This window comes from Mycobacterium sp. NTMscope_Eco_3, from assembly GCF_976985685.1.
This window is the reverse complement of sequence record NZ_CDRJYZ010000001.1, coordinates 1,176,872-1,194,913: the sequence shown is the minus strand read 5'-3', so window position 1 is coordinate 1,194,913 and position 18,042 is coordinate 1,176,872. Positions and strand designations below refer to the sequence as shown.

The 18,042-nt window shown below is 68.1% G+C and carries 16 protein-coding genes and 1 tRNA gene; 6 read left to right on the top strand and 11 right to left on the bottom strand.

Features of this window, described 5'->3' with window-relative positions; all coding sequences use genetic code 11:
• Window positions 1-9 precede the first annotated feature (9 nt).
• The 8 genes from AC0KTM_RS05675 to AC0KTM_RS05640 form a co-directional block, all read right to left on the bottom strand.
• The gene (locus AC0KTM_RS05675; RefSeq protein ID WP_238957502.1) at window positions 10-1,191 is read right to left on the bottom strand and encodes a dihydrolipoamide acetyltransferase family protein; all 1,182 of its coding nucleotides are present in this window, start codon (window positions 1,189-1,191) and stop codon (window positions 10-12) included.
• Window positions 1,188-2,243, bottom strand: a complete 1,056-nt coding sequence (bkdB, locus tag AC0KTM_RS05670) for an alpha-ketoacid dehydrogenase subunit beta (protein WP_238957501.1) — start codon at window positions 2,241-2,243, stop codon at window positions 1,188-1,190. The genes AC0KTM_RS05675 and bkdB overlap by 4 nt, the downstream gene beginning before the upstream one ends.
• Window positions 2,244-2,252: 9 nt before the next feature.
• Window positions 2,253-3,335 (bottom strand): pyruvate dehydrogenase (acetyl-transferring) E1 component subunit alpha, encoded by a 1,083-nt coding sequence (pdhA, locus tag AC0KTM_RS05665; RefSeq protein ID WP_225327167.1) that lies wholly within the window; start codon window positions 3,333-3,335, stop codon window positions 2,253-2,255.
• 249 nt (window positions 3,336-3,584) lie between these two features.
• The gene (locus tag AC0KTM_RS05660) at window positions 3,585-4,406 is read right to left on the bottom strand and encodes an HpcH/HpaI aldolase/citrate lyase family protein (RefSeq protein ID WP_238957500.1); all 822 of its coding nucleotides are present in this window, start codon (window positions 4,404-4,406) and stop codon (window positions 3,585-3,587) included.
• Entirely contained in the window at window positions 4,403-4,984 is a 582-nt protein-coding gene (locus AC0KTM_RS05655) for a MaoC family dehydratase (protein ID WP_472415149.1), read from the bottom strand. The genes AC0KTM_RS05660 and AC0KTM_RS05655 overlap by 4 nt, the downstream gene beginning before the upstream one ends.
• Window positions 4,981-6,147 carry an acyl-CoA dehydrogenase family protein gene (locus tag AC0KTM_RS05650; protein WP_225327065.1) on the bottom strand — a complete coding sequence of 389 codons (1,167 nt, stop codon included), beginning with the start codon at window positions 6,145-6,147 and terminating at the stop codon, window positions 4,981-4,983. Before AC0KTM_RS05650 ends, AC0KTM_RS05655 begins: the two co-directional genes overlap by 4 nt.
• Complete coding sequence (locus AC0KTM_RS05645; protein ID WP_472415147.1) at window positions 6,144-8,141, bottom strand: acetyl/propionyl/methylcrotonyl-CoA carboxylase subunit alpha; 1,998 nt, start codon at window positions 8,139-8,141, stop codon at window positions 6,144-6,146. The genes AC0KTM_RS05650 and AC0KTM_RS05645 overlap by 4 nt, the downstream gene beginning before the upstream one ends.
• A 5-nt stretch (window positions 8,142-8,146) precedes the next feature.
• A complete protein-coding gene (locus AC0KTM_RS05640) occupies window positions 8,147-9,736 on the bottom strand; it encodes a carboxyl transferase domain-containing protein (protein WP_472417379.1) in 1,590 nt (529 codons plus the stop codon).
• 191 nt (window positions 9,737-9,927) lie between these two features.
• On the opposite strand from AC0KTM_RS05640, the gene AC0KTM_RS05635 reads away from it, so the two are divergent.
• Window positions 9,928-10,584 (top strand): SACE_7040 family transcriptional regulator, encoded by a 657-nt coding sequence (locus AC0KTM_RS05635; protein WP_225327063.1) that lies wholly within the window; start codon window positions 9,928-9,930, stop codon window positions 10,582-10,584.
• 63 nt (window positions 10,585-10,647) lie between these two features.
• A complete protein-coding gene (locus AC0KTM_RS05630) occupies window positions 10,648-11,427 on the top strand; it encodes an MmpS family transport accessory protein (protein ID WP_238957496.1) in 780 nt (259 codons plus the stop codon).
• 55 nt (window positions 11,428-11,482) lie between these two features.
• Here AC0KTM_RS05630 and AC0KTM_RS05625 read toward each other — a convergent pair whose 3' ends face one another.
• Window positions 11,483-12,823, bottom strand: coding sequence for an MFS transporter (locus AC0KTM_RS05625; protein WP_225327061.1), 1,341 nt, complete (start codon window positions 12,821-12,823; stop codon window positions 11,483-11,485).
• Between the two features lie 68 nt (window positions 12,824-12,891).
• Between AC0KTM_RS05625 and cmrA the strand changes: the two genes are divergently transcribed.
• Window positions 12,892-13,698: a mycolate reductase gene (cmrA, locus tag AC0KTM_RS05620; RefSeq protein ID WP_225327060.1), complete on the top strand. Its 807-nt coding sequence runs from the start codon at window positions 12,892-12,894 to the stop codon at window positions 13,696-13,698.
• Between the two features lie 93 nt (window positions 13,699-13,791).
• On the opposite strand, the gene AC0KTM_RS05615 is transcribed toward cmrA, so the two are convergent.
• Window positions 13,792-15,348, bottom strand: coding sequence for a helicase HerA-like domain-containing protein (locus AC0KTM_RS05615; protein WP_238957495.1), 1,557 nt, complete (start codon window positions 15,346-15,348; stop codon window positions 13,792-13,794).
• 123 nt (window positions 15,349-15,471) lie between these two features.
• Here AC0KTM_RS05615 and orn point away from each other — a divergent pair, with 123 nt between their 5' ends.
• From orn to AC0KTM_RS05600, 3 genes are all read left to right on the top strand, one after another.
• Complete coding sequence (gene orn / locus AC0KTM_RS05610; protein WP_225327058.1) at window positions 15,472-16,119, top strand: oligoribonuclease; 648 nt, start codon at window positions 15,472-15,474, stop codon at window positions 16,117-16,119.
• Between the two features lie 48 nt (window positions 16,120-16,167).
• Window positions 16,168-16,243, top strand: a tRNA-His gene (locus AC0KTM_RS05605).
• A gap of 114 nt (window positions 16,244-16,357) precedes the next feature.
• Complete coding sequence (locus AC0KTM_RS05600) at window positions 16,358-16,732, top strand: hypothetical protein (protein WP_238958004.1); 375 nt, start codon at window positions 16,358-16,360, stop codon at window positions 16,730-16,732.
• A gap of 9 nt (window positions 16,733-16,741) precedes the next feature.
• On the opposite strand, the gene AC0KTM_RS05595 is transcribed toward AC0KTM_RS05600, so the two are convergent.
• A complete protein-coding gene (locus AC0KTM_RS05595; protein ID WP_225327057.1) occupies window positions 16,742-17,953 on the bottom strand; it encodes a L,D-transpeptidase in 1,212 nt (403 codons plus the stop codon).
• Between the last annotated feature and the right edge of the window lie 89 nt (window positions 17,954-18,042).

Sequence of the window (18,042 nt, the reverse complement as noted above, 5' to 3'; positions counted from 1 at the left end):
GGGCGCGCGTCACAAATCCAGCAGCGCGATCTCGGGTGACTCGATCAGATCCCTTAACTCGCAGACAAATTGGGCCGCCTGTGCGCCATCGGCGATGCGGTGATCGAACACGCAGGTCAGCGACATCGTCGGGCGCACCACGATCTCGGCGCCCAGGGCCACCGGCCGCGGCTTGATCGCTCCCATCCCGAGGATGGCCGCTTCGGGGTGATTGATCACCGGCACGCCGTCGTCGACACCCAGCGCCCCGAAGTTCGACACGGTGAACGTCGAACCCGTCAGCTCGTTCGGCGTCAGGGTGCCCGCACGCGCGCCGGCGATCAATTCGGCTGCGCGAGCAGCTAATTCGCGTGTCGTCTTGGCGTGGGCGTCGGCCAGCACCGGGACGAGCAGCCCGCGTTGGGTGGCCGCGGCGATGCCCAGGTGCACTCGGTGGTCGACGCGCAGCTGCGGGCCCTGCGGCGAGTCGACCCAGGTCGAGTTCAGAATCTCGTTGTGGCGCAACGCGATGACCAGCAGCCGCAGCGTCAGCACGAAGGGTGTTATTTTCTGATCCTTCGTGCGGAGCCGATCGGACAGCCGCACCAACTCGGTGCAGTCCACCTCGACGGTGACCTTTGCGGGCGGAATCTCCTTGTGCGACAAGGCCATCTTCTCCGCCATCCGGGCCTGCACGCCACGAATCGATCGGACATCGGCCCCGTTCCCGGTCCCGCCGGCCGCCGCCAGCACATCCTCGCGGGTGATGACGGCCCCGGCGCGGTGCGGCAACGACGCCAGGTCGACCATCAATTGTTTGGCGAGTTTGCGCACCGGAGGGGCGGCCAGCGGACGCCCCGTCCGCCGGCTGCTGTCGACGCCGGCATCGGCACCGTAGCCGACCAATGTGGGCGGCGCCGTCGCGGCCGCCGGCGGCTCGCCGCTTCCCGGTGCCGTGTCGATCTGCACCAGCACCGCCCCCACCTTGAGCACATCGCCCTCGGCGCCGTTCATTTCGACGACCCTCCCGGCGTGCGGGCTGGGGATCTCCACCTCGGCCTTGGCGGTCTCCACCGTGCACAACACCTGGTTGAGCTCGACGTCGTCGCCCACCGCGACGTTCCAGTGCGTCACCGTCACTTCTTCGAGCCCCTCGCCGAGGTCGGGGACCCGAAACGGCTTGACCCGCTCTTGCGCGGACGGGCCGGTCATGGCTGTTCCAAAGCGCGCTCGACGCAGTCCAGTAGCCGGTCGGGGCCCGGCAGCCACCACTTCTCCAACCGGGCCGGCGGGTAGGGGGTGTCAAACCCGCACGCGCGCAACACCGGCGCCTCCAGCTCGTAGAACATTTCCTCTTGTATGCGGGCGGCCAGCTCCGCCCCGAACCCGAGGGTGCGCGGGCCCTCGTGCATCACCACGCAGCGCCCGGTCCGGTGGATCGACGCGGCGACGGTGTCGAAGTCCAGGGGCGCCAGTGACCGCAGGTCGATGACCTCCAGGCTCCAACCACGCTGGCGCTGGGCCTCGTCGGCGGCGCCGACGGCCGTGCCGACCAAGCTCCCATAGGTCACCACCGTCACGTCGGTGCCCGGCCGGCGCACCATCGCCCGCCCGATCGGTGGTTCGGGCCGGGTGGCGTCGACCAGGCCGCGGCCCTGGTAGCGCCGCTTCGGCTCCAGGAACATCACCGGGTCCGGGCAGGCGATCGCGTGGCGCAGCAGCCAATACGCGTCGGAGGGGCTGGACGGCACCACCACCTTCAACCCGGCGGTGTGCGCCCAATAGGTCTCGGTGGAATCCGAATGGTGTTCTGCGGCACCGATTCCCCCGAACGACGGGATCCGGACGGTCACCGGCATGTTGATCTGGCCGCGGGTGCGGGTACGGTACTTCGCCAGGTGGCTGACCACTTGGTCGAAGGCCGCGTAGGAAAACCCGTCGAACTGAATCTCGGGCACCGGCACGAAGCCACGCAACGCCAGCCCCACCGCGATCCCGATGATGGCGGACTCCGCCAGCGGCGTGTCAAAGCAACGACTCTCGCCGAACGCCTCGGCCAGTCCCTCGGTCGCGCGGAACACCCCTCCCGCGACCGAGACGTCTTCGCCGAACACCAGCACCCGATCGTCGGCGGCCATCGCGTCGTGCAGGGCGCGGTTGAGCGCCTGCACCATGGTCAACGGCTGCGCACCAAGCGCCACGCTTTCCACTGCCGCGGTGCGTGTTTCGTCATGGCCGGCCGGACGATCAGCGAGCTGAGTCATTGACGCCTCTCAATCACTTCCGTCGAGTTCGGCCCGCAGCTGCTGGCGCTGCGCCTGCAATCCCGGCGTGATATCGGCGTACACCGAGGTGAACACCTCGTCGATGTCGAAATCGGGCGCATCGACCATCGCGTCGCGCAGTTCGGTGCGCATTCGCTGTGCCCGGCCAATGACCCGTTCCTCCAAGCGTTCTGACCACAGGCCCTGGGCCCGCAGATAGGCGCGGTACCGCGGTATCGGGTCCAGCGCCAGCCAGTGATCGACTTCGCCTTGTGTCCGGTACCGGCTGGGGTCGTCGGAGGTGGTGTGCGGGCCCAGGCGGTAGGTGACCGCCTCGATCAACGTCGGGCCGCCGCCGGCGCGGGCGCGGGCGGCGGCCTCGGCCGTCACGGCGTAGCAGGCCAGGACGTCGTTTCCGTCCACCCGAATTCCGGGCATGCCGTAGCCAATCGCCTTGTGCGCCAGCGAGGGTGCGGCGGTCTGCTTGTCGATCGGCGTCGAGATCGCCCACTGGTTGTTCTGCACGAAGAACACGCAGGGCGTGGTGAACACGGCGGCGAAGTTCAGCGCCTCGTGCACATCTCCCGTGCTGGTGGCGCCGTCGCCGAGGAAGGCCAGCGTCACCGAATCTTCGCCCAGCCGTTGGGCGGCCATCGCCGCGCCCACGGCATGCAGGGTCTGGGTGCCGATCGGAATGGAGAACGGGGCGCAGCACTTCTTGGTGAAGTCCAGGCCGCCATGCCAGGTTCCGCGCCACACGGCCCCTACGTGCCCGGGCGGGATGCCGCGCACCAAAAAGGCGCCCAGCTCCCGATATTGGGGAAACAGCCAGTCGGTTTTGCGCAGGCACGCCGCCGCACCGATCTGGGCGGCCTCCTGGCCGCGGCAGGATGCGAAGAGGCCCAGCTCGCCCTGCCGCTTGAGGTTCACGAATTCGGCGTCGAGTTCCCGGGTGATCACCATCATCTCGTAGAGCCAGCTCAGCGTCTCGGCGGGAAGGTCACGGCCGTAACGGCGTTCGGATGTCGGCGAGCCATCGGCGGCGACGAGTTGCACCGGTTCGAGGTCGACCGCCATGGGCATCTGAGACATCTGCGCCACACCGCCTCCCTCGCCGGGCGCCGCGTGGCCCCACGAGCCACAGCGGGTCCCAGCAAACGGTCAGCCGAGACCTACCGCGAGCGGAAGTCGATCGCCAGCTACACGAAAGGCTTCGCTCGCCGCGACACTGGCGTATTCCCCATTATGCCCTCAAATCAGAAGAGACCGCGCTGATTGCGAAGACTGCGGAACGTGTCGCGCTGGGCCGCGCCGGGCGGTGTCGCTGAACAGCCGGGGCCGTCAGTCGGGGACGGCCTCACCCGCCCTGCGCAACGTCATGTGCGCGTGTTTGAGCACCGGCGAGTCGACCATCTGCCCTTCGAACGCGAAGACCCCTCGCTCGCTGCGCGCGGCCGTCAACACTCGTCGCGCCCAGTCCAGCCTGTCCTCACTGGGGCGATACGCCTCGCGCACCACCGGGATCTGGCTGGGGTGGATGCACACGGTCCCGCCGAACCCCAGCGCGACGGCGTCCTCGGCCTCGGTCCGCAAGCCGTCGAGGTCGCGGATATCCAGGTGGACCGCGTCGAGCGCCACCCGGCCGAAGGCGGACGCGGTGAGCAGAGCCGTCGAGCGCACGTGGTGCGCGACATCCCGGTATGTCCCGTCGGCCCAGCGGCTGGAGCTACCGCCGAGCGTGGCAACCAGGTCCTCGGCGCCCCACATCAGCGCCACCGTGCCCTGCGCCGCCGCGATTTCGGTGGCGAACACCGCGCCGCGCGGCGTCTCCAGCAGCGCGATCACGTCGCGCGGGGCCAACGCCTCCACCTGCGCCGCCGATTCGGTCTTGGACAGCATCACCGTCGTGTAGGCGGTCTCGGCGAGGGCCTCGAGGTCGCGGGGGTATTCGTCGGTGTCGGCCGCGTTGATCCGCACCACGGTGCGCTCGGGATCCAGCGGCGTCCCCTGCAACGCCTCGCGGGCGGCGGGCTTGTCCGCCTCGGCCACGCCATCCTCGAGGTCGAGGATCACCACGTCGGCCGCGGCGGCGGCCTTCGCGAAACGTTCGGGCCGGTCGGCCGGGCAGAACAGCCATCCGGGGCCGGCGGCGTGCAGGTTCACTTGGCCTCCTGGTCGGCCGGGCGCTTCTGGACCAGCGTGGTGCGCACGGCGCGCGCGACGACATCGCCGTGCTGATTGCGCCCGGTGTGCTCGAGGGTGACGATGCCCTCGCCGGGCCGGCTCTTCGACTCGCGCTTGGCCGTGCACACGGTTTCGGCGTAGAGGGTGTCGCCGTGGAAGACGGGCTTGGGGAAGGACACCTCGGAGAAGCCGAGGTTGGCCACGATGGTGCCGAGCGTCAGCTGCGACACCGAGAGCCCCACCACCGTGGACAGGGTGAACATGGAGTTCACCAGCCGCTCGCCCCGAAAGCCCGGCTGCTCGGCCGCCCAGGCGGCGTCGAGGTGCAGCGACTGGGTGTTCATGGTCAGCGTGGTGAACAAGACGTTGTCGGCTTCGGTGACCGTGCGGCCGGGCCGGTGCAGGTAGGTGGTGCCGATCTCGAACTCTTCAAACCACAAGCCGCGCTGGACAATGCTCCGCCCACCGCCGACTGTGGATTCAGTGACGGGACGCGCCGATGCGGCGTCGCCAGATTCACGCTCGCCGACTGTGCGGCCGCGCTTGCCGTCCGTCATGACAGGCCCAGCGAACGCGCGATGAGCATCAGCTGCACCTCGGTGGTGCCCTCACCGATTTCGAGGATCTTGCTGTCGCGGTAGTGACGCGCCACCGGATACTCGTTCATGAAGCCATACCCTCCGTGGATCTGCGTTGCGTCGCGGGCGTTGTCCATCGCCGCTTCCGACGCGATCATCTTCGCGATGGCCGCCTCCTTCTTGAAGGGCTTGCCCGCCAACATCTTTGCAGCGGCATCGTAGTACGCCGTGCGGGCGACGTGGGCACGCGCTTCCATTCGCGCGATCTTGAAGCTGATCGCCTGGTAGGAGCCGATCGGCTGGCCGAACGACTGGCGTTCCTTGGAATACTTGACGCTCTCGTCGACGCAGCCCTGCGCCGCCCCGGTCGACAGCGCGGCGATCGCGATGCGACCCTCGTCCAGGATCGACAGGAAGTTCGCATAGCCCCGCCCACGCGCGCCGAGCAGGTTCTCCTCCGGGACCCGGGCGTCGGCGAAGCTCAGCGGATGGGTGTCCGACGCGTTCCAGCCCACCTTGCTGTAGACTGGTTCGACGGTGAATCCCGGTGTGCCACTGGGCACGATGATCGTCGAGATCTCCTTTTTGTCCGCCCCGACGGTGCCGGTGACGGCGGTGACGGTGACCAGGGAGGTGATGTCGGTGCCCGAGTTGGTGATGAATTGCTTGCTGCCGTTGATCACCCACTCACCGCCCTCGAGCCGGGCCGTGGTGCGGGTGGCGCCCGCGTCGGACCCGGCACCGGGCTCGGTGAGCCCGAAGCCCGCCAGCGCCCGGCCGGCGGTCAGGTCCGGCAGCCACGTGCGCTTCTGTTCCTCGGTACCGAACCGGTAGATGGGCATCGAGCCCAGACCCACCCCGGCCTCGAGCGTGATCGCCACCGACTGGTCGACCTTGCCGAGTTCCTCGAGCGCCAGCGCCAGCGCGAAGTAGTCGCCGCCCATGCCGCCGTACTCCTCGGGGAACGGCAGGCCAAACAGGCCCATCTCCCCCATCTTGGCGACGACTTCGTACGGGAAGCTGTGCTCCTCATCGTGTTTGGCCGACACGGGGGCGACGACGGTGCGCGCGAACTCGGCGACGGTGTCGCGAAGGTCTTCGTATTCCTTGGGCAGCGTCCCCGCGCTGATGGATGTGGTCATGTCTCGTCCTTGCTTTCTTCTTCCGGGATCAGCCGGGCCAGCACCTGATCCACGGTCACCTGATCACCCACCGAGACCAGCACCTCCACCTGTCCGGAAACCGGTGCGGCCAGCGAGTGTTCCATCTTCATCGCCTCGACGACGACCACGACGTCGCCTTCGGAAACGGCGGTGCCGGAGGGGGTTTGGACGGCGATGACGCTGCCCGGCATCGGACTGAGGATTTCCGCCCGCTGCGCCCCCGCGGCGCGGTGGATCTTGTTCTCCTCGGCCTCGCGCAGATGCCAGGTGCCGCGCTCGTCGGCGATCCACAGGTGGCGGTCGGCTTCGGCCCATCGGTAGTCGCGGCGCAGGCCGTCGATCACCGCGCTCATTCGTGCGGGTTCGACTTGCACAGCGGCCGAACAGGTTTCCGCGTCGCCGACCTGCACCGTGGCGGCGCCGGGAAGCCCCCACACCGACACGGTCTCGCTGCGCAGCGGGGTGCGCATGTCGGTGCGAACCGGCGCCGCGCTGCCGCCGACGCGCCATCCCGTGGGCGCCGCCCAGGGATTGCCCGCGAAGCGGTGGGCCCGGGAGGCGAGAGCCGATTGTCGGTAGAGGCCGGCCGCGGCGAGCACGTCATCAGGGGCCGGCAGCGGCGCGAAGTCCGCCAGCCGCTCATCGAGCAGGGCGGTGTCCAGGTCGCCGGCCCGAACCCGCTCGTCGGCGAGCAGGAACCGCAGGAACTCGATATTGGTCTGCACGCCCAGGATTGCCGTGTGGCTCAGCGCCCGGTCGAGTTTCGCCAGCGCCTCGTCACGGTCGTCCCCGTGCGCGATCACCTTGCTCAGCATCGGGTCGTAGTCGCTGCCGACCAGCGTGCCGGGCAGCAGCGACGAGTCGACCCGCACCCCGTTGCCGGAGGGCTCGAAGACCTGCAGCACCCGGCCGCCGGTGGGCAGGAATCCGCGCGCCGGATCCTCGGCGTACACCCGGGCCTCGATCGCGTGCCCGCGCAATTCGATGTCGTCCTGGGCGAACGTGAGCTTCTCGCCGGCGCCGACGCGCAGCTGCCACTCCACCAGGTCCAGCCCGGTGACCGCCTCGGTCACCGGGTGCTCGACCTGCAGGCGGGTGTTCATTTCCATGAAAAAGAAATCTTGCGCACGGTCGGCGGAGACGATGAACTCGACCGTGCCCGCGCCGACGTAGTCGACGCTGCGCGCCGTGCTGCAGGCGGCCGCGCCGATGCGCGCCCGGGTCGCCTCGTCGAGCAACGGCGAGGGCGCCTCCTCGATGACCTTCTGATGGCGCCGTTGCAGGCTGCACTCCCGCTCGCCGAGGTGCACGACGTTGCCGTGCGTGTCGGCGAGCACCTGCACCTCGATGTGCCTGGGGCGCAACACAAACCGTTCCAGGAACAGCGTGTCGTCGCCGAACGACGAGGCGGCCTCGCGTCGGGCACCCACCAGCGCCTCGCGCAGCTTGGCCGGTTCGTCCACCAGGCGCATGCCCTTGCCGCCGCCGCCCGCCGACGGCTTGATCAAGACCGGGTATCCGACCTCGTCGGCGGCGGCGACCAGGTCGTCGTCGCTCAGCCCCGGTTTGGCCACGCCGGGGACCACCGGGACGTCGAAGGCGGCGACCGCGTTCTTGGCGGTGATCTTGTCGCCCATCACCTGAATCGCCTGCGCGGGAGGCCCCAGGAACACGACACCGGCCCGCTCGCACGCCGCCGCGAAATTGGCGTTCTCGGAGAGGAATCCGTATCCCGGGTGGATCGCCTGAGATCCGGTGCGCACGGCCGCGTCGACGACCTTGTCGATGTTCAGGTAGCTCTCGCGGGCCGCGGCGGGCCCCAGCCGCACCGCGTCGTCGGCCTCGAGGACGTGCCGCGCGCCGGCGTCGGGGTCGCTGTAGACGGCCACCGACCGGATGCCCAGCCGGCGCAGCGTCCGGATCACCCGCACCGCGATCTCGCCGCGGTTGGCCACCAATACTGTCTCGAACATTGCACTCACATCCGGAAGACGCCGTAGGAGACGGGTTCCAATGGCGCTTGGGCGCACACCGAAAGAGCAAGCCCGACAAAGGTTCTCGTATCGGCTGGGTCGATGATCCCGTCGTCCCACAGCCGGGCCGTCGAGTAATAGGGGTTGCCCTGGTCCTCGTACTGCCCGCGGATGGGCGCCTTGAACGCCTCTTCCTCGTCGGCCGACCACGGTTTGCCCGCCGCGGTGAGCTGCTCACCGCGCACGGTGGCCAGCACGGAGGCGGCCTGTTCGCCACCCATCACCGAGATCCGGGCGTTGGGCCACATCCACAGGAATCGCGGCGAATACGCCCGGCCGCACATCGAATAGTTGCCCGCCCCATAGGATCCGCCGATCACGACGGTCAGTTTGGGCACCCGGGCGCAGGCGACGGCGGTGACCATCTTGGCGCCATGCTTGGCGATGCCGCCGGCCTCGTAATCCCGGCCGACCATGAACCCGGCGATGTTCTGCAAAAACAACAGCGGGATCTTTCGCTTGTCGCACAATTCGATGAAATGTGCGCCCTTCAAGGCGGATTCGCTGAAGAGCACCCCGTTGTTGGCCACGATCCCTACCGGGTGGCCGTGGATGTGGGCGAACGCGGTCACCAGGGACTTGCCGTAATTCGCCTTGAATTCGCTGAATTCGCCGCCGTCCACCAGTCGCACGATGACCTCGTGCACGTCGTAGGGCACCCGCGGGTCCGGCGGCACCACGTCGTAGAGCTCCGTCTGCGCGCACCGCGGCGAGACGGGGGGCTGCACCTCCCACGGGCTGGGCTCACGCGGCCCGAAGGTCGCCGCGATCGAGCGGACGATCCGCAACGCGTGCTCGTCGTCGTCGGCGAGGTGGTCGGTGACACCGGAAACCCGCGAGTGCAGGTCGCCGCCGCCGAGGTCCTCGGCCGACACGATCTCGCCCGTCGCCGCCTTGACCAGTGGCGGGCCGCCCAGAAAGATCGTGCCCTGCTCGCGCACGATGACGGCCTCATCGCTCATCGCCGGCACGTAGGCGCCGCCCGCCGTGCACGAACCCAGCACCGCGGCGACTTGCGGAATTCCCTTGGCGCTCATGGTTGCCTGGTTGAAGAAGATGCGGCCGAAGTGCTCCCGGTCCGGAAAGACCTCGTCTTGGCGCGGCAAGAAGGCCCCGCCGGAGTCCACCAGGTAGATGCATGGCAGCCGGTTCTGCAGCGCCACCTCCTGGGCGCGCAGGTGCTTTTTGACCGTCATCGGGTAGTAGGTGCCGCCCTTGACCGTCGCGTCGTTGGCGACGATCACGCACTCGCGCTCCGATACACGGCCGATTCCGGTGATGATGCCGGCCCCGGGAGATTCGTCGTCGTACATGCCGTCGGCGGCCAGCGGTGAGAGCTCCAAGAACGGGCTGCCGGGGTCGAGCAGGCGGTCCACCCGTTCGCGTGGCAACAGTTTCCCGCGGCTGACATGGCGTTCCCGCGCCCGCTCGTTGCCGCCGAGCGCCGCCGCGGCCAGCCGGGCGTTCAGTTCGCCGACCAGCCGGCGGTGCTCATCGGCGAACGACGCCCCGGGAGCCTTCGCGGGCGAGGTCATCACGTTGTCCATCGCCGCAGCAGCCTCCTTGCCCTCGGGCGGTCCAGCTGAGTTAATGCTCATTAACTCGGGGCTTGAGAATACCATTACCGCCGTTGCCGGTCCAGCGGCACCGCACCCGGCGAATAATGCGAGTTAATTGCGAATAACTCGTGCTACGTTGGTGACGATTCATCACACGGAGGTCCGTCATGACAACGCCTGCCTCCGAAGGCCAGGCCGGCGGCGCCGAGGCCCCAAATCGGCGGAGCCAGTTGAAATCCGACCGCCGCCTGCAACTGCTGTCCGCCGCCGAGCGGCTGTTCGCCGAACGCGGATTTCTCGCCGTACGACTGGAAGACATCGGCGCCGCGGCCGGCGTCAGCGGTCCCGCCATCTACCGGCATTTCCCCAACAAGGAATCGCTTCTGGTCGAATTGCTGGTGGGCATCAGCACCCGGCTGCTCGCCGGCGCACGGCAGGTGCGGACCCACAGCTCGGATGCCGCGGCCGCGCTCGACGGCCTGATCGACTTCCATCTCGACTTCGTCCTGACCGAACCGGACCTGATCCGCATCCAGGATCGCGACCTGGCGTACCTGCCCGAACAGGCCGAAAAGCAGGTGCGCAAAGCGCAGCGCCAATACGTCGAGGTCTGGGTGGGGGTGCTGCGCGAGCTGAACCCCGAGCTGGCCGAGGCCGACGCCCGGCTGAGCGCGCACGCCGTGTTCGGCTTGCTGAATTCGACGCCGCACAGCATGAAATCCCCCGACGCGTCGCGCAGCAAGAGCGTGCGCGCCGCACGATCGCGCGCCGTCATGCGGGCGATGACCGTCGCCGCCCTCGCGGCCGGAAATCGGTGCCCCTGAGCTCCCCGTCGCACCGTGAGTAAGCGCTTCAGCGCCCCGCCCAGGTACCCTGCAAGCCATGAGGTGGACATGAACGATTCACGTCCCACCGAGCGGTTTAGTCCATCGCTACCGGGGCCGCAGCAGCCGGGGTACGCCCCGCCCGCCGATCCCGCATACGCCGATCAGACGCCGTATGCCCCCACCTATGGCGGGACGATGTCGCCCTGGGCGCCCACCGCCAACGAGACCAACACGACAAGGCCGCTGCCGGCGTATTGGCAACGGGACGTCCCCGCGTCGGACGACCCGCACTCCCACGGCCTGGCTCCCCCACCGCCCGAAGGGCCGAAATCGCCGCGCTGGCTGTGGGTCGCCGCCGGCGTTGCGGTGCTGCTGGTCGTCGCGCTGGTGATCGCACTGGCGCTCGCCAACGACGCGATCAAGACCCAGACCGCGGTCCCGCCGTTGCCGGCGATGCCGGAAACGACAACGGAGAGCCCCACCCCGTCGGCGCGTAAGTCGCCCACCCTCGTCCCCGCGCCGATACCCCCGACGAGCGGCCCGGAGCTGCCCACCTCGACGACCGGTCCGGCGGCGATGCAAGATGTCGTCTACACGGTCACGGGCGAAGGTCGCGCGATCAGCATCATGTACATCGACACCGGCGACCTCATCCAGACCGAATTCAACGTCGCGCTGCCGTGGAGCAAGCAGGTCAGCCTTGCGAAATCGGCCGTCCACCCGGCCAACGTCACGATCGTCAACATCGGGCACAGCGTCACCTGCACCGTCACCGTCGACGGAGTTCAGGTCAGCAAGCGCGTCGGTGGCGGGCTGACCATCTGCGACGCCAGGGGCTGAGCCCCGCTTCGCGGCGCGGACGTGAATATCGCCGACGCTCGAGGCGGCGACCCGCTTACGAGAGTTCGGTGACCGGCTCGCCGCGCTGCGGAACGCGGACCACGAGCATGGCCAGCAGCCCGGCGATCAAGACCAGTGAAATCCCGCCGAGGCCGGCACGCACGGCGCCGAATACGTCGACGAACACCGAGAACAGCCACGGCGCCAGGAACGCCACCGCCCGACCGGTCATCGTGTAGAGCCCGAACGCGACGCCCTCCCTGCCGTGTTTGGCCATCTGCAGCAGCAGGGCGCGCGACGATGACTGCGTCGGGCCGATGAACATGCACAGCAGCAGCCCACAGACCCAGAAGGCCACCGGTCCGGACGACACCATCAAGGTCAGCCCCAGGGTGATGATCGCGACCAGCGAGGCCACGATGACCGGCTTCGATCCGGCCCGGTGGTCGACGAACCCGCCCAGCACCGCGCCCACCGCGGCGACCACGCAGGCCGCCACCCCGAAAATCAGCACGTCCGCCTGGGAGATGCCGTACACGTTGACGCCGAGGACCGCACCGAAGGCGAAGATCGCCGCCAGCCCGTCGCGGAACAGCGCGCTGGCGACCAGGAAGTACACCAGGTTGCGGTCGCGGCGCCATTCCGCGGAGACCTCCGTCCACAGCTTCCGGTAACCGCCCAACATGCTCGTGGGCTGATACACCTCGGCCGGCTCGCTCAGTCGTTGCGCCACGAACAGCAGCGGCAGCGCGAACACCGCCAGCCAGGCCGCGGCCACCAGCATCGCCTCGCGGACATAAAGCCCGTCCTGCAAGGGAATTCGCAGCAGTCCGCGCGTCGCGCCCGGTCCCGAGCCCGATCCGGAGATGAATCCGGTGTAGATCACCAGCAACAGCAGGACGCTGCCACCGTAGCCGGCCGCCCAGCCGAATCCGGATATCCGCCCGGCCGTCTGCGGCGTCGAAAGCTGGCGCAGCATGGCGTTGTACGGGACGCTGGCCAGGTCGCCGCAGGCCGCCGTCGCCCCCAACAGCACCAGACCCGCCCACAGGTAGCCGGGCCGGTCGCGGATGAAGAACATCAAGCAGGTCAGCGTCACCGCCGCGGCGGTCAGCACGCTCAGGGCCACCCGCCTGCGATGCGGGGACTCCACCCACACGCCCACGGCGGGCGCGAGCACCGCGACGGTCAGCCCGGCGATGGCCGCGGCTCGGCCCAGCCAGCTCGCCGGCGTGGTGCTGCCCCCGATGCCCACCCCGACGCTGCTGGTCAGATACACGGCGAAGACGAACGTGGCCACGATCGCGTTCAGACCGGTCGAGCCGCAGTCCCACAGCGCCCACGCCACCACGCGAGATCGCATGGGCGCGGCGGAACGCAACTCCGGCTGACTCATGCCCGGCACTCTAGCGGCGCCGGCGATCGCCTGCGGATGGCGATTCGCCGGCTGTCTACGATTGGCGCATGCCGATACCCGCTCCAAGCCCTGAGGCGCGCGCCGTTGTCACCGGAGCTTCGCAGAACATCGGTGAAGCGCTCGCCACCGAACTTGCCGCCCGCGGACACAATCTGATCGTCACCGCGCGACGCGAGGATCTGCTGAAGGATCTGGCCGCCCGCCTGACCGACAAGTATCACGTCACCGTCGACGTGCGACCCGCCGATCTGGCCGACCCGGGCGAACGCGCGAAGCTGTGCGACGAGCTGGCCGCCCGCCCCATCTCGATCCTGTGCGCCAACGCGGGCACCGCGACCTTCGGTCCGGTTGCCACGCTCGATCCGGCCGGCGAGAAGGCTCAATTGCAGCTCAATGTCCTAGGGGTGCACGACCTTACGTTGGCGGTGTTGCCCGGCATGGTCGAGCGCAAGGCCGGCGGCATCCTGATTTCCGGTTCGGCGGCCGGCAATTCGCCGATCCCCTACAACGCCACCTACGCCGCCACCAAGGCCTTCGTCAATACCTTCACCGAATCGCTGCGCGGTGAACTGCGCGGGTCCGGGGTCAACGTGACGCTGCTGGCGCCCGGGCCGGTCCGCACCGACCTGCCCGCCGACACCGAGGCGTCGATCGTGGAGCGGCTGGTGCCGGACTTCCTGTGGATCTCGACGGAACACACCGCTCGGGTGTCCCTGGATTCGTTGGGCCGCAACAAAATGCGCGTCGTCCCCGGCCTGACGTCCAAGGCCATGTCCGTGGCGAGCGGCTACGCACCGCGCGCCATCGTCGCACCCATCGTGGGCGCGTTCTACAAAAAGCTCGGCGGCGGGTAGGCGCCGGGCGGGCAAGCCCCGCGAGCGTGACGTGGCTGCGATTTGCGGCCCGGATTTTCGCAACCAGGTTACGCTCGCGACGTACGGCCCCTGCTACTTTCGGCGGCGACGTCCGCCGAACTTTAGCCTGATGATCTCGCGGATTCCCGTGTTTACTGCGCTTTGTACCTCGCGGTCGTGCCAGAGCCTCTCTAGCAAGCTCGGCCCTTTGGGCTCCGCGGGCTCCGGCATCGGCGGGACGGGGTCGTTCGAAGGGACCGGCGGGTAGTCGGACTGGGCCTGCGGCGGTTGCGCTTGCGTACCCGCCGGGCCGGCCTGGGGCTGCGACGGTTGCTCAACCGTCTTGCCGTACTTCTCCTGCAGCGCACTGCCTTTCGCCGCAGCCTCGATCGCGTCGTTGCCGATCGACGCCATCAGCGAGCGCGGCACCCGCATGCGGGTCCACGCGACCGGGGTGGGAGAGCCCTTCTCGGAGAGCACGGTCACGACGGCCTCGCCGATCCCCAGCGACGTCAACGCCGACTCCAGGTCATAGACATCGGTTTTCGGGTAGGTGCGCACGGTCTTGGACAGCGCCTTCTGGTCGTCGGGCGTGAACGCCCGCAGCGCGTGCTGGATCCGGGCGCCCAGCTGGGACAGCACATCGTTGGGCAGGTCGGTGGGCAACTGGGTGCAGAAAAACACCCCGACGCCCTTCGAGCGGATCAACTTGACGGTCTGCTCGACCTGCTCGAGGAAGGCCTTGGACGCGTCGGCGAACAGCAGGTGCGCCTCGTCGAAGAAGAAGACCAGCTTGGGCTTGTCGATGTCGCCCACCTCGTCCAGGACGGTGAACAGGTCGGCCAGCAACCACATCAGAAAGGTGGAGAAGATGACCGGCCGCAACGATTGTCCGCCGAACTCCAGCAGCGAGATGGTGCCGCGGCCCGCATCGACGCGCAGCAGATCGTTCGGGTCGAGCTTCGGCTCGCCGAAGAACGTGTCGCCGCCCTCGCCCTCGAGGTTCACCAGCGCGCGGAGGATGACGCCGGCCGTCGTCGACGACACACCGCCAAGGGATTTCAGATCGGCCTTGCCCTCGTCGCTGGTCAGGTGGGTGATGGCGTCACGCAGGTTGGCCAGGGTGACCAGCTGGTAGTTCTTCTCCTTGGCCCAGTGGAAGATCAGCCCCAGCGTCGACTCCTGAGTAGCGTTGAGCCCCAACACCTTTGACAGCAGGACCGGGCCGAAACTGTCGACGGTGGCCCGCACCGGCACGCCGAGCCCGCCGGTGCCCAACGACAGGAACTCCACCGGGAAGCCCGTCCCGGTCCAGTCGTCTCCCGTGTCGCGGGCACGCGCCGCGGTTTTGTCGTCGCCCTTTCCCGGTGTGGACAGCCCGGACAGGTCGCCCTTCACGTCGGCCATCAGCACGGGCACGCCCGCGGCGCTGAGCTGTTCGGCGATCAGCTGCAGCGTCTTGGTCTTGCCGGTTCCGGTGGCGCCGGCCACCAGCCCGTGCCTGTTCACGGTCGCCAACGGAATGCGGATCTGCGCCGTCGGGTCGGCGGCGCCGTCGACCACGACGGTGCCCAATTCCAGTGCCTGGCCGCCGACCGCGTAGCCGTCCGCGATCCGGCTCGCCGGTGTCGCCGCTGAATCGGTGCTCATCGTGCTGCGCCCCTCTTCCCCAGTGATTCGGCATGCAGTTCGACAACGCTCACCCTACTTTGCGGGCGGATCCGGGGGCGAGGGCCAGCACGGACGTCGTATGCGCCCGTTAGTGTGAGCCCTGTGCGCGACGAATTGGTGTGGATCGACTGCGAGATGACCGGGCTCGATCTCGGTTCGGACAAGCTGATCGAGATCGCGGCGCTGGTCACCGACGCCGAGCTGAACATCCTCGGCGACGGTGTGGACGTGGTGATCCACGCCGACGACGCCGCCCTCGCGGCGATGGGTGACGTGGTGACCGAAATGCACTCGCGCTCCGGGCTGATCGACGAGGTGCGGGCATCCGCCGTCGACCTGGCGACCGCCGAGGCGATGGTGCTGGACTACATCGGCCAACACGTCAAGCAACCCAAGACGGCGCCGCTGGCCGGAAACTCGATCGCCACCGATCGCGCGTTCATCGTGCGCGACATGCCCGCTCTGGACACGTTCCTGCACTACCGCATGATCGATGTGAGTTCGATCAAAGAGCTCTGCCGGCGCTGGTATCCGCGGATCTACTTCGGTCAGCCCGCCAAGGGGCTCGCCCACCGCGCACTTGCCGACATCCATGAATCGATCCGCGAATTGCAGTTCTATCGGCGCACCGCCTTCGTCTCCCCACCGGGCCCGTCTACCAGCGAAATCGAGGCGGTGGTCGCCGACCTGGACGGCGGAGATGACGCACCGGAACCCAGTGATTCGGCCAGCGCCCCGCCGAGCCGCTAGTATCTACAGTCGCTGCGCGTGCAGGCCTGCGGTCGGCACACAGCCATGGTGGGTGTAGTTCAGTTGGTAGAGCGTCAGGTTGTGATCCTGAATGTCGCGGGTTCGAGTCCCGTCACTCACCCCACTGGTCAGGGAGCATCGTTGCTCCCTGACCTTTTACGGTGGTAGCGACTCCGCGCGCCGCTGTTGCACCCGTGAGTGGAAAGCAGTGAAGAGACAACGTCCCGCCTCGCCCACGATGCGGCCCGCCGTCGCGGCCGTCGCGCTGTTTCTCGCGGGCTGCGGAGGGTCGAGCCACACGTCGACGACGGTCATATCGACCCCGCCGGCGGAGACGAAAACGGTGACGAAGACCGTCGCCCCGCCACCCCCGCCGGGACCGAAGACGTCGATCGAGGCTAACGGCACCTACATCGTCAACAAGGACATCGCGGCGGGCACCTATCGCACCGACGGCGGCAAATACGGCTGCTATTGGGCGAGGCTGCGCAGTTTCGACACGAACGACATCATCGACAACAACGTCGGCGACGGCCCCCAGGTGGTTCGGATCTTGCCGACCGATACCGCGTTCATGACCAGAAGCTGCGGGAGCTGGCACAAGATCGACTGACCGGACCGGTCAGGTGTTGGCGTTGCCCGCTTTCCACTCCGGCCACGGGATGTTCCAGTCACCGAGCCCCTCGGTGCCCGGCAATGTCGGGCCCACCGTGTGCACAACCTCGACGATGTCGCCGCTCTTGCTGTGGTCGTAGAACCATTCGGCGTTGCTGGGACTGACGTTCAGGCATCCGTGGCTGGTGTTGGTGTGGCCCTGGGCGCCGACCGACCACGGCGCCGAGTGCACAAAGACTCCGCTGTAGGACATCTGGGTGGCCCAGTCGACTTCGGTGCGATATCCGTTGGGCGAGTTGACCGGAACCCCATAGGTCGACGAATCCATGATCATGTGCTTGAACCGCGCGCCGACGATGTAGACGCCGTTGGCCGTTGGCGTGCTGTCCTTGCCCATCGACGTCGGCATGGTCTTGACGACTTCACCGTTGACCCGCACGGTCACCGTTTTCGTGGTGTCGTCGGCGGTCGAAATCACCTCGTCGCCAATGGTGAAGTGCGTCTTGACGTTGTCCTCACCGAACATCCCGTCGCCCAGGTCCACCCCGTAGGTGTTGACGGCCACGTCGATGGCCGTTCCTGACTTCCAGAAATGTTCTGGGCGCCAACGTACTTCGCGATTGTTGAGCCAGTAGAACGCGCCCTCCACCGGCGGGTTCGTGGTGATGGTGATGGCCTTCTGGGCCGCCGCCCGGTCCGCGATGTTCTCATCGAAGCGGATCGCCACCGGCTCGCCGATGCCCACCACATCGCCGTCGACCGGACTGACGTACGGCATGGTCAGGTGGGCGGGTGAACTGGTCGCGAAGGTCATCTGCTTGCTGGCCGCACCGCCCAGCCCGGTCGCCTTGACGTTCAGCGTGTAGCGCCTGTTGTAGCCGAGCTGCTCGGTGTTGGACCAGCGCAGGCCGTCGGGGCTCAACTTCCCGCTGATCGACCTGCCGTTTTCGTTGACCATGGTGACCGACGCGAGCACGCCGTCGGCGACGCTCACCGTCACCGGCGCATCCACCGTCACGCCGACGGCGCCGTCGGACACCGAGGAGGTGAGCTTGGGGACCAGCAGATCGGCAAACGGAGTGCCCTTGTCGAAGATGACCTTCGCCGGCGCGGCCGCGTGGTTGCCACCGCACGCGACGGCAAACACGGCAACGGTGGCGATCGTGGCTGCCAGGCACGATCGGCGTCCACGCAAAGACGTCATCCAGTGACCTTCCATTCAATTCTCGAAGTCGGTCACCGCTGACCTAGCTGCAGGCATTCTAAAGGGTTTTGCCGACACCACATGCTCACACCGGCCCGGGCGCC